Annotated in this window: 12 protein-coding genes and 1 rRNA gene; 11 read left to right on the forward strand and 2 right to left on the reverse strand. The window is 63.1% G+C overall.

The annotated features are described in order from the left end of the window. Positions 1–47: 47 nt before the first annotated feature. The 11 genes from ACUN9V_RS12525 (at position 48) to slmA (ending at position 10,836) form a co-directional block, all read left to right on the forward strand. On the forward strand, positions 48–641 hold the full coding sequence (locus ACUN9V_RS12525; RefSeq protein ID WP_075563213.1) for a TRAP transporter small permease: 594 nt from the start codon (positions 48–50) through the stop codon (positions 639–641). Beyond that, the gene (locus ACUN9V_RS12530; RefSeq protein ID WP_075563212.1) at positions 641–1,921 is read left to right on the forward strand and encodes a TRAP transporter large permease; all 1,281 of its coding nucleotides are present in this window, start codon (positions 641–643) and stop codon (positions 1,919–1,921) included. Before ACUN9V_RS12525 ends, ACUN9V_RS12530 begins: the two co-directional genes overlap by 1 nt. A 4-nt stretch (positions 1,922–1,925) precedes the next feature. After that, positions 1,926–3,422: a mannitol dehydrogenase family protein gene (locus tag ACUN9V_RS12535; RefSeq protein WP_445511626.1), complete on the forward strand. Its 1,497-nt coding sequence runs from the start codon at positions 1,926–1,928 to the stop codon at positions 3,420–3,422. A gap of 2 nt (positions 3,423–3,424) precedes the next feature. Continuing rightward, positions 3,425–4,597 (forward strand): mannonate dehydratase, encoded by a 1,173-nt coding sequence (uxuA, locus tag ACUN9V_RS12540; protein WP_445511627.1) that lies wholly within the window; start codon positions 3,425–3,427, stop codon positions 4,595–4,597. A gap of 98 nt (positions 4,598–4,695) precedes the next feature. After that, positions 4,696–5,091, forward strand: coding sequence for a hypothetical protein (locus tag ACUN9V_RS12545; protein ID WP_445511628.1), 396 nt, complete (start codon positions 4,696–4,698; stop codon positions 5,089–5,091). A 105-nt stretch (positions 5,092–5,196) separates the two neighbouring features. Then, positions 5,197–6,456, forward strand: coding sequence for a bifunctional phosphopantothenoylcysteine decarboxylase/phosphopantothenate--cysteine ligase CoaBC (gene coaBC / locus ACUN9V_RS12550; protein WP_445511629.1), 1,260 nt, complete (start codon positions 5,197–5,199; stop codon positions 6,454–6,456). A gap of 80 nt (positions 6,457–6,536) precedes the next feature. Next, positions 6,537–7,037, forward strand: coding sequence for a dUTP diphosphatase (gene dut / locus ACUN9V_RS12555; RefSeq protein WP_445511630.1), 501 nt, complete (start codon positions 6,537–6,539; stop codon positions 7,035–7,037). A gap of 45 nt (positions 7,038–7,082) precedes the next feature. Then, positions 7,083–7,634, forward strand: a complete 552-nt coding sequence (locus ACUN9V_RS12560; RefSeq protein WP_445511631.1) for a YaeQ family protein — start codon at positions 7,083–7,085, stop codon at positions 7,632–7,634. A gap of 52 nt (positions 7,635–7,686) precedes the next feature. After that, positions 7,687–9,099 carry a phosphomannomutase/phosphoglucomutase gene (locus ACUN9V_RS12565; protein WP_445511632.1) on the forward strand — a complete coding sequence of 471 codons (1,413 nt, stop codon included), beginning with the start codon at positions 7,687–7,689 and terminating at the stop codon, positions 9,097–9,099. Positions 9,100–9,188: 89 nt separating this feature from the next. Beyond that, the gene (gene argB, locus ACUN9V_RS12570; RefSeq protein WP_445511633.1) at positions 9,189–10,091 is read left to right on the forward strand and encodes an acetylglutamate kinase; all 903 of its coding nucleotides are present in this window, start codon (positions 9,189–9,191) and stop codon (positions 10,089–10,091) included. A gap of 127 nt (positions 10,092–10,218) precedes the next feature. Beyond that, positions 10,219–10,836 carry a nucleoid occlusion factor SlmA gene (gene slmA / locus ACUN9V_RS12575; RefSeq protein ID WP_445511634.1) on the forward strand — a complete coding sequence of 206 codons (618 nt, stop codon included), beginning with the start codon at positions 10,219–10,221 and terminating at the stop codon, positions 10,834–10,836. 277 nt (positions 10,837–11,113) lie between these two features. Here slmA and ACUN9V_RS12580 read toward each other — a convergent pair whose 3' ends face one another. Together ACUN9V_RS12580 and rrf are read right to left on the reverse strand one after the other, a co-directional pair. Then, complete coding sequence (locus ACUN9V_RS12580) at positions 11,114–11,434, reverse strand: hypothetical protein (protein ID WP_188113758.1); 321 nt, start codon at positions 11,432–11,434, stop codon at positions 11,114–11,116. A gap of 400 nt (positions 11,435–11,834) precedes the next feature. Continuing rightward, positions 11,835–11,949 (reverse strand): 5S ribosomal RNA (gene rrf, locus ACUN9V_RS12585). Positions 11,950–11,955 lie beyond the last annotated feature (6 nt).

Raw genomic sequence — 11,955 nt, forward strand, 5'->3', positions numbered from 1 at the left:
CCGGGGGCACGACGCTCCCGGCCCCATTCCCCTGGTCGGAGAGCGCCATGTCGGAACGACAAACGGACACTCAGCCGCAGGATATTCAGGAGAGCCTGGAGATCCTGAATCGTGTTCCGCGCCTGGGCGGCCCCATCGGCCGCCTGGCTGACGGGCTGGATCGCCTTATGCTGTGGCTGGCCGTGATCGCCCTGGTGGGGCTGTCACTGACCGTGCTGCTGCAGGTCGCCTCGCGACTGTTTCTGCCCATCACGCTATCGTGGACCGAAGAGCTCACCCGCTATCTCTTCATCTACATGGTAGCGCTGGGCGCCGGCGTGGTGCAGCACCGTAACCGCCACGTCAACGTCGAACTGTTTCATGGCTGGCTCGGCTTTCGTGGCCGTGCTGCCTATCTCGTATTGATCTCGGCCATCACCTTCATCTTCACCATTCTGGTGCTGCCTAATGCCTGGCAATTCGCCCAGATCGGGGCGTTCCAGACGTCGCCGACGCTGCGCATTCCCATGCTCTACATTTTCTTCTCCTCGGTGGTGCTGTTCGGGTCGCTGTTGCTGTACAGCCTGATCGGCATGACCGAGGGGGTCATCGCCATGATTCGTGGCGAGCGCGCCGACACCACTCGCCAGGAGGCGCTCTGATGGAAATCGCCGTTCTCTTCGTCACCTTTCTGGTACTGCTGCTGATCGGTCTGCCGATCGCCTTCTGTCTCGGCGTATCGTCACTGGCCTACCTGATGCTCGGTGGGATCTCGTTGACCATCGTGCCGCAGCGGATGTTCTCCGGCATCGACTCCTTCGTGTTGCTGTGCATTCCCGGCTTCGTGATGGCCGGCAATCTGATGAACGTGGGCAACATCACCCAGCACATCGTGCGCTTCTCCAATGCCCTGGTCGGGCACATCCGCGGCGGCCTGGGTCTGGCCAACGTCGGCGGCTCGATGATCTTCAGCGGCATCTCCGGTACCGCCGTGGCGGACGCCGCCAGCATTGGCTCAGTAATGATTCCGGGGATGTCGAAAGCCGGCTACGACAAGCCGTTCGCCGCCGCCGTGACCGCCGCCTCCTCCACCATCGGCCCGATCATCCCGCCCAGCGTACCGATGATCATCGTCGGTTCGCTCTCCGGCATCTCCGTCGGCCGCATGTTCCTGGCCGGCGCCGTCCCCGGTCTGCTGCTGGGCGTGGCGATGATGATCACAGCCTACTGGCTGGCCGTGCGGCGCGGCTATCCCAAGGAGAAGCGCGCCACCTTCAAGGAGCTGATCAAGGAGGGCCGCAGCGCGTTCTGGGCGCTGATGATGACCTTCATCATTCTCTACGGCATCATCGGCGGACTGTTCACGCCGACCGAGGCTTCGATCGTCGCCAGCCTCTACGCACTGCTGGTGGGCACTTTCGTCTACAAGGGGATCAACTGGCGCAATCTGGGCGGCATCCTGTCGGACACCGTGATCACCTCCGCCTCGCTGATGCTGCTGGTCGGCCTGGCCAATCTGTTCGGCTGGATCCTGACCAGCCAGCAGATCCCGCAGATGCTCGCCGATGCGATTCTCGGTATCAGCACCAATCCGATCGTGGTCATTCTGATCCTCAATCTGATCCTGCTGTTCGTCGGCGCCTTCATGGAGACGATCGCCGCGCTGATCATCCTATTCCCGGCGCTGCTGGGCGTGGCCACCGGCGTGGGCATGGATCCGATCCACTTCGGCGTGATGGCGGTACTCAACCTGATGATCGGCCTGACCACACCGCCGGTGGGCGTCTGCCTGTTCGTGGTCTCGAGTATCGGCAAGCTGCCTATGCTGCATGTCGCCAAAGCCATCATCCCGTTTCTGATCTGCAACCTGATCGTGCTGATGCTGGTGTCCTTCGTTCCTGCCATCTCGCTGTGGCTGCCCAACCTGTTGATGGGGAAATAGCGCCATGGCCGCAGCCGACACCCATATCGAACGTGAGCCGAGCCGACGGGGCCCGAGCGGGATCGGCATCGTCCACCTGGGGCTGGGCGCGTTCCATCGCGCCCATCAAGCGGTCTACCTGCAGCGAAGTATCAATCGCACTCCCACCGGGGAGGAAAGCGAGTGGGGCCTCTGCAGCGCCAACATCCGTTCCAACCGCACGCTGGTCGATCAGCTTCGCGACGGCGACTACCGCTACCACGTCGCCGAATTCAGCGACAGCGAACACGTCACCCTGCGCGAGGTCAGCGCCATCCGTGAAGCGCTCTACGCAGGGCCGGATGGTCCGGATCGCGAAGCGCTATTAGCGCGGATGAGCAATCCTGAGGTGCGAATCGTCACGCTCACCGTGACCGAGAAAGGCTATTTCCTGAGCCCGGGCAGCGGCGAACTGCTGAGCGATGCTGCGCCGATCGCCCACGACATTGCCCATCCGGAATCACCGGATACCGCCCCGGGCATGCTGGTGGAAGCGCTGGCGCGACGCCGAGCGGCCCGGGTCGCACCGTTCACCGTGCTGTGTTGCGACAACATGCCCCACAACGGAAAGCGCACGCGGCGCGCGGTGGTCTCGCTGGCCCGTCATCGCGATAAGGCGCTGGCCGAGTGGATAGAAGCGGAGGTTGCCTTCCCCTCGAGCATGGTCGACCGAATCGTGCCGGCGATGACCGACGCCGACCGCCAGCGTCTGGCAGCGTTGGGCGTCGGGGATCCCGGCGCGGTGGTCTGTGAAACTTTCAGCCAGTGGGTGGTCGAGGACGACTTCCCGCAGGGCCGGCCGGATTGGGAAACCGACGGTGTCGAGATGGTCGCCGACGTCGCACCGTTCGAAACCATGAAGCTGCGCCTGCTCAACGGCGCCCACTCGCTGCTGGCCTACCTGGGCGCCCTTGCCGGCATCGAAACGGTCGATGCCGCCGTCGCTCGCCCCGCTTTCCGCCGGTTGCTTCAGCACTACTGGCAGCAGGAAGCGATCCCGACGCTGTCACTGCCGGATGGCGCCGATGCCGGCATCTACACCGAGAGCCTGCTGGCGCGCTTTGGCAACGACAGCCTGCACCACCGCCTCCAGCAGATCGCCATGGACGGTTCGCAGAAGATTCCCCAGCGCTGGCTGGCCGGCGGTGTCGAACGAATGACTGCCGACGACGCGATCAGTGCGACCGCGTTGGGCGTGGCTGGCTGGATCCGCTATACCGTCGGCACCGATCTCGACGGCCAGCCGCATCCGGTGGACGACCCCATGGCCGAGACGTTCGCCGCGCTGCATCGTCGCCATGGCGGCGACCGCGCCGCACTGGTCGACGCCTTTCTCGCGCTCGATGCCGTCTTTCCCGCGACACTGCGCGATGATCGACTATTCGCCCAGCAGATCGTCGACGCGCTGATGCAACTGGAACGCGATGGCGTGAAAGCCACGATTATTGCTCTGACACTCAACTTTTCTGATCGGGACGCTTGATCATGGAACATACCTGGCGCTGGTTCGGTCCGGCCGATCCCATCACCCTCGGCGAGATTCGCCAGGCCGGCGCAACCGGCATCGTCACGGCCCTGCACGAGATCCCCAACGGCGAGGTGTGGCCGGTGGAAGCGATCGCCGAGCGCAAACGCCTGATCGAATCCGCCGGTCTGATCTGGTCGGTGGTCGAAAGCGTGCCGATTCACGAAGCGATCAAGCAGGGGTTGCCGGCAGCCGAGAGCTACATCGACAAATATCGCCAGACGCTCGCCAACTTGGGCCAGTGCGGTATCGACGTGGTCTGCTACAACTTCATGCCGATCCTCGACTGGACCCGCACCGACCTGGCCTGGCCGCTACCCAACGGCGGGACGGCGCTGCGCTTCGACCAGACCGCCTTCGCCGCTTTCGATCTGTTTCTGCTCGAGCGCGAAGGGGCAGCAACCGATTACAGCGAGACCGAGCGGGACGCGGCCAGCGCTTACCTGGAGACACTCGACGCGGCGGCACGAACACAGCTGGTCGACACCGTTATCGCCGGGCTGCCCGGCACCGAAGAGCACTATACGCTGGAAGATTTTCGCCAGGCGCTCGACGCCTACCGCGAGATCGATGCCGAACGGCTACGCGCCAATCTGACCACGTTCCTGCGCGCCATCGTGCCCACGGCGGAGGAAGCCGGCGTGCGCCTGGCGATTCATCCGGACGACCCGCCCCGGGAACTGCTGGGGCTGCCGCGCGTGGTCTCGACGGCCGAAGATGCCCAGTACGTGCTCGATAGCGTACCCAGCCCCGCCAACGGCCTGACTTTCTGCACCGGCTCCTACGGCGTGCGCGAGGACAACAACCTGGTCGCCATGGCCCAGCGTTTCGCGCCGCATATCCATTTCGTGCATCTGCGCGCTACCCGTCGCGAAGCCAACCCGCTCAGCTTCCACGAGGCCGAGCATCTGGACGGCGACGTCGATATGATCGGGGTGATTGGCGCGCTGGTTCAGGAACAGCGCCGACGCCAGCGTGAAGGCGGCAACCGACTGCCGATGCGCCCGGATCACGGCCATCATCTGCTCGATGACCTGACTCGCGACAGCCGCCCCGGGTACCCGTTGATCGGTCGACTCAAGGGGCTCGCCGAGCTGCGCGGTGTGGAACGTGCGATAGAACGGCTCTTTTGATGACCCGGCGCATCTCCTTCACGCCTCTCCACGTAAGCTCCTGGGTACGGCCGTCACGCACGACCACTATTCACGCAACAGCGCGGGGTTCATGAACCATGTCGATCAACACATCATCAGTCTCTCCCAAGGCTCGAATATTACCGACTCTCTGCCTGGCAACCACGCTGGCAATGCTCGCCTTCGCGACCACGGCAACCGCCGCCGAGGGCGAACGACTCAGCGGCGAGGAGATCCAGCAGCAGGTCTGGGGGCATCGCGTGCAGGGCGCCATGGCGAGTGGCCAGCAGTACGACGAAGTCTACCGCCAGGACGGCAAGATCGAGGGCGACGGCTATACCGGCCAGGCCACGATCGTCGACGATCGCATGTGCTTCGATTACGGCGACGATAAACCGACCTGCTACGGCGTTCGTCGTGATGGCAGCGACAGCATCGAGTGGCTGGAGGGCGACGAGGTCGTCGGCGAAGGCGAGCTCGGCAACGCCGAATGATCGCCACGGGCGGCCGCTGCAACGGCGGCCGCCACTTCCAGCGCACCATTACGCAACCTGCGACCGCAATGGTATGGTAACGACCGAACCATCAGGACAGATCCCATGTCGCTACCGATTGGTCCGGAATTGGCCGGAACCCGCATTCTGCTCGGCATCAGCGCCGGCATCGCCGCCTACAAGAGCGCCAATCTCGCTCGCCTGTTGAAAAAGACGGGCTTTGAGGTGCGCGTGGTCATGACCGAGGGCGCCCAGGCGTTCATCACGCCGCTGACGTTGCAGGCACTCACCGGCGAGCCCGTGCGCACCTCGCTGCTGGAGCCGGAAGCCGAGGCCGGCATGGGCCATATAGAGCTGGCCAAGTGGGCGGATATCATCCTGATCGCGCCGGCCACCGCCGACCTGATGGCGCGACTGGCCCACGGCCATGCCGACGATCTGTTGACCACGCTATGTCTGGCGACCGAAGCCAGATGCCTGATGGCGCCCGCCATGAATCAGGCGATGTGGCGCCACCCGGCGACGCTGGCCAATGCCGATCGACTCGCCGAGCTGGGCTGGACCCTGCTGGGGCCGGACGCCGGCGACCAGGCCTGTGGCGACGTCGGCCTGGGCCGAATGCTGGAGCCGGAAACCATTCTCGCCCAGCTGCTGGACGAGGTCGGACAATCCGGCGGAGAATCGCTCAGAATGATGCCCGTGCACCAGGATCTGGCCGGCAAGCGCGTGGTGATCACTGCCGGACCGACTCGCGAAGCGCTGGATCCGGTGCGTTATCTCTCCAACCACAGTTCCGGCAAGATGGGGTATGCACTCGCTGCCGCCTGCGTCGAGCGTGGGGCCAGCGTCAGCCTGGTGAGCGGCCCCGTCACCTTGTCGACCCCGCCGGGGGTCAATCGCATCGACGTGACCTCGGCGACGGAGATGCTGGCCGCCGTCGAATCCCAGCTGCCCTGCGATCTATTCATCGGCTGCGCCGCCGTGGCGGACTATCGCGCCGCAGCCGTCAGCGAACACAAACTCAAGAAGACGGACGCCGACAGCGGCCTGACCCTCGAGCTGGTGCGCAATCCGGATATCGTCGCCACGATCGCGGCGCGCCCGGACCGCCCCTTCACCGTCGGCTTTGCCGCCGAAACGCAGGATCTCGAAACGCACGCCGGCAGCAAGCTCGAACGCAAGCGCCTGGACCTGATCGTCGCCAACGATGTTTCCCGTGAAGGCGTCGGCTTCGGCAGTGACGACAACGCCGTCACGCTACTGTGGAAACAGCACGACCAGACGACACGCCGCGAACTTCCGGCTCAAGCCAAAGCGACACTGGCTGCCGTCATCGTCGACCACATCGTCGATCGCCTGCCCTAGTCGCGTCCGACCCGCCCCCGCGATGATAAGCTAGGTCGCTGCCTCGCCTTCAACGTCATCCGCTTTCAGGAATGTTTTTCATGTCACTCAGCAATCCGTCCGTCACGCCCGCTTCTCCATCGACGGTCAAACCCAAGCTTTCGGTGAAGATTCTCGACGAGCGTGTGCACGACTACCCGCTGCCGCACTACGCCACCGTAGGCAGTGCCGGCATGGACCTACGCGCGCTGCTCGACGAGGCGCTGACCCTGACGCCCGGTGACAGCGCCCTGGTACGCACCGGCCTCGCCATCCATATCGGTGACCCGGGTCTGGCCGGCGTGGTGCTGCCGCGCTCCGGGCTCGGTCACAAGCACGGTATCGTGCTGGGCAATCTGGTCGGGCTGATCGACTCCGACTATCAGGGCGAGCTGATGATCTCGGTGTGGAACCGGGGCCGCGAGACGTTCATGCTCGAACCCGGCGAGCGGCTGGCACAATACGTGCTGGTACCGGTGGTCCAGGCCGAACTCGAGATCGTCGAGGAGTTCGTCACCACCGACCGCGCCGGCGGTGGCTTCGGTCACTCCGGCCGGCAGTGAATCCTATTCCGCTTCCTACAGCCGTTCTCTGCAAGGACATGTCACGTGGCGCTAAGCGCAACCATCTATAAAGCGAAACTCAACGTCAGCGATCTGGATCGTCACTACTACGGCGATCACGCGCTGACCGTGGCCTGCCACCCTTCCGAGACGGCGACCCGGCTGATGGTGCGTCTGCTGGCGTTTATCGCCAACGCGCCTCTCACCAGCGGCGACGATGAACTCGCCATGACCCGTGGGCTGAGCAGCGACGACGAGCCGGACCTGTGGCTCAAGGCGCCGGACGGCCGCATCCTGTTGTGGATAGAATTGGGTGAACCGTCGTTGAAGCGGATCAAGCAGGGGCTCTCGCGAGCCGAACGCGTACTGGTCTATCCCTACGCGCCCCGCAGTGCGGTGCAGTGGTGGAAGAAACTCGAGAACGATATCCGCGCACTGCCGCGGGTCGAGGTCTGGAATCTGCCCACCGAACCGTTGGCGGCGCTGACCTCTCTCGTCGATCGCAACCTGAGCCTGGGTGCCACGCTGATGGAAGGCCAGTGGCTGATTACCGACGGACAGGCCTCGGTGGAACTCGAGCTCGAGCGCTGGGCGTGACCGCCGACGCTGGCGCGACAATGCCGGACAATGACGACGCAAGGAAATGACGATGAATGACCCGTCCGGGTCCCACGTGCCCGCCTCGATCTTCCGGGCCTACGATATTCGCGGCATCGTCGACGAGACGTTGACCGAGGAGACGGTGGAGTGGATCGGCCGCGCGGTGGGCAGCGAAGCGGCGGCGAGGGGGCAGCAGTGCGTGATCGTCGCCCGTGATGGCCGCCACTCCGGCCCTCGCCTGCAGGCGGCGCTGATCCGCGGCCTGCGGGCCTCCGGCCGTGATGTGATCGATATCGGTCGCGTGCCCACGCCGGTGCTCTATTTTGCCACCGCCACCCTCGACGAGAGTCGCAGCGGCGTGATGGTGACCGGCAGCCACAATCCGCCGGACTACAACGGCTTCAAGATCGTGCTCGACGGCGTCGCGATTTCGGGCGACGCGATTACCGCCCTGTTCGAGCGCATCCGCAGCGGCGATCTCAGTGAAGGCGAAGGGACTCTGACGCAGCTCGATGTCAGCGAGGCCTATCTCCAACGCATCCTGGGTGATATCTCGCTCGATCAAGGCCGACGCGGGCGCCCGCTCAAGGCGGTCGTCGACTGCGGCAACGGTGTCGCCGGTGAGCTGGGGCCGCGCCTGATCGAGGCGCTGGGTGTCGAGACGATTCCTCTTTTCGCCGAAATCGACGGTGATTTCCCCAATCATCATCCCGATCCCGGCAAGCCGGAAAACCTGGTCGACCTGATCGCCAAAGTCAAAGAGAGCGGTGCCGATATCGGGCTGGCTTTCGATGGCGATGGGGATCGCCTCGGCGTGGTGACGCCGGCCGGCGAGATGATCTATCCGGACCGGCTGCTGATGGCCTTCTCGGTGGATCTGCTCGAGCGCGATCCCGGCGCCCGCATCGTTTTCGACATCAAGTGTACCGGCAATCTGGCGCAGATCATCGAGCGTGCGGGAGGCGAGCCAGAAATGTGGCGCACTGGCCACTCGCTGATCAAGGCGCGCATGAAGGAGACCGGCGCCCAGCTTGGCGGCGAGATGAGTGGTCACATCTTTTTCGCCGAACGCTGGTATGGCTTCGATGACGGACTCTATGCCGCCGCCCGGCTGCTGGAAGTTCTCTCGCGCCAACCGCATGACGCCGATCGTTTTTTCAGCGCTTTCCCGCAGGATATCTGCACCCCGGAGCTGAACGCGGCGGTCACCGACGAGGAGAAGTTCGCGATCATCGGGCGACTGGCCGAGACCGGCGACTTCGGTCAGGATGGCATCAAGACGACGCTGGACGGCATTCGCGTGGACTACCCCGATGGTTGGGGGCTGTGTCGCGCCTCGAACACCACGCCGGCACTGGTGCTGCGATTCGAGGGCAAGGACCAGGCCGCGCTCGCTCGAATCCAGCGTCAGTTCGGCGCCGCCCTGCTGGCGGTGGCACCGAACGTCGAACTGCCGTTCTGAGATCGCCGAGTACGGGACGTACGCAACAACAGGGAACGCGCCGCTTTCGATAGACTCGTGGCGCACAGACAGTGGAGATATAACGCCTCATGAACGAGAGCCCACGCGATCCGCGTCAGGTGGTCGAAATCCTGTCGGAAGCGCTGCCCTATATTCAGCGCTATTCCGGCAAGACGGTGGTGGTCAAGTACGGTGGCAACGCCATGACCGAAGACAAGCTGATCGACTCCTTCGCCCGCGACATGGTGTTGATGAAGGAGGTCGGGATCAACCCGGTGGTGGTCCACGGTGGTGGCCCGCAGATCGGCCAGCTGCTGGCGCGACTCAACATCGAATCGCGCTTCGTCAACGGCATGCGCGTGACAGATGCCGAAACCATGGATGTGGTCGAGATGGTGCTCGGCGGGCTGGTCAACAAGAACATCGTCACCCAGATCAACCAATGCGGTGGCAAGGCGATCGGTCTGACCGGCAAGGACAACGCCCAGATTCTGGCGCGTCAGCTCAAGGTCGAACAGTACAATCCGGCACTGACCGAACCCGAGATCATCGATATCGGGCACGTCGGCGAGGTGGAACACATCTCCACCGATCTGATCGAGATGCTCGCCGAACGCGATTTCATTCCTGTCATCGCACCGATCGGCGTCGATCGCGAAGGCCATAGCTATAACATCAACGCCGATCTGGTGGCGGGCAAGGTCGCCGAGGCGCTGAAGGCCGAGAAACTGATGCTGCTGACCAACGTTGCCGGTTTGCAGGATGCCGAGGGCAAGGTGATGACCGGGCTCTCCACCGAGCAAGTCGATGCGCTGATCGCCGACGGCACGATCTACGGCGGCATGTTGCCAAAGATTCGCTGTGCGCTGGAAGCGGTCAAGGGCGGTGTCGGCAGCGCCGTCATCGTCGACGGCCGCGTAGTGCACTCGACGCTGCTGGAGATCTTCACCGATGCCGGGGTCGGCACCCAGATCACCGACAGTCACGGCTGACGACCGGCTTCACCGTGTTTCTGATTATCGCGGGCTTGGAAGGCCCGCCTCGGCTGCTGAGCAGACAAGCAAGCAGTCCGGGCCGCTCCAGGAAGGAGCTCCAATAAAACGACCGATAAGAACCGCCATGACGCAGGCAACTCCCCCACTCTCTCGCCGCGAGCAGATCCTCCAGGCACTGGCTCTGATGCTCGAGGAAGATAGCGGCAAACGCATCACCACGGCCGCACTGGCACGTCAGGTCGGCGTTAGCGAGGCGGCTCTCTACCGCCATTTTCCGAGCAAGGCGCGCATGTTCGAGGGGCTGATCGAATTCATCGAGGCGAGCCTGTTCGAGCGTATTCGACGCATCCTCGACGACGAACCGTCGGCGCTCGCGCGCTGCGAGACGATCGTTCAACTGGTGCTGACGTTCGCCGAAAAGAATCCCGGTCTCAGCCGGCTGATGGATGGCGACGTGCTGACCGGCGAGACGGCGCGTCTTCGCACCCGCATGTCCCAGCTGTTCGAGCGACTGGAAACACAGCTCAAGCAGATACTGCGCGAGGCGGAACTCCGCGAGGGGTTGCGCCCACAGCTGACAGTGTCGGCGGCGGCTAATCTGCTGTCGGCTTTCATGGAAGGCAGGATCAGTCAGTACGTGCGTAGCAACTTCCGGCATCTGCCCACGACGCACTGGGAAGATCAGTGGCGCCTCCTGGGGAATGGATTGCTATTCTCCGCAACCCAATCCGCCCCGGCTTGAGACCCTGCCTTTCTCGATAAAGCGTAGTGAGCTCTGAACTTTCAAGTAGTCTAGGAGCGCCTGCAAATGGTTAGAAGTGCTCGCCATTGGAGGTAAGAGCAACCGCCCACCATGAAACCGGCGCTCCTTGATATTTTAGGCGGATACGAAAAGGCCCGAACCCCATGTGATGCGGGGCTCGGGCCTTGAATGCCATTTCGAAAGAACTCTCTCCTTACAGGAGGAACTCCATCAGAACGGGACTTACGACTCTTTCATCGTAGTGTCGTCAGAATGATCAGTTCTGGTTTTCTTTGGCTTCATCCTGCATGTCTTCACCAGCGTCTTCCATGGAATCACCGGCATCATCCATCGCATCTTCGGTGGCGTCGCCTGCGTCATCCATCTTGTCGCCCATGGCGTCGCCAGCGTCGTCCATGTTGTCCTCGGCGGAATCTACGGCGTTGTCGGTAGACTCTGCGGCATTATCCGCGGCATTATCGATGGACTCACCGGCTTCCTCGGCGGACCCGTCGTCGCTGTCACAAGCTGCAACGCCCAATGCCATCGTACCGACCAGCGCCGCCATTGCCAGTTTCTTCAACAGTTCGGATTGCATCGTGTAGCTCCTTTACTCTTCCGTGAATTCTCATACAAGGTAGCTTGAGCCGGACCAATCATCCACCGATTTACTCTCTTTCCTCATTTTTTACTCATCATGGAAAAGTCTGATGACAAATATGACAAGCGGCTTAAAACAGAGACCCGCGTGACCTACTCGACATACAGAAGTCGCCGTTCTAAACACGTTGCCGGCACGAGTTTTCAGTGTCACCAGTTTTCTTTCCGACATAAAAAACCCCGGCCTGTTGGCTGGGGTTTGGGATAGATGCCTGACGATGATTGGGGCGGCCATCCGTGGGCCGGCACTCCGGGACTCTTCATGGAGAGACCCCTAAACGCATGGGGAGACCCCTAAATAAGTGAACCCCGACCAATGGCCGGGGTTCGGAATAGATGCCTGACGATGACCTACTCTCGCATGGGGAGACCCCACACTACCATCGGCGCTAAGCGGTTTCACTACTGAGTTCGGCATGGATCAGGTGGTTCCCGCTCGCTATGGTCGTCAGGCAAAAC

Source organism: Salinicola sp. V024, assembly GCF_052645315.1.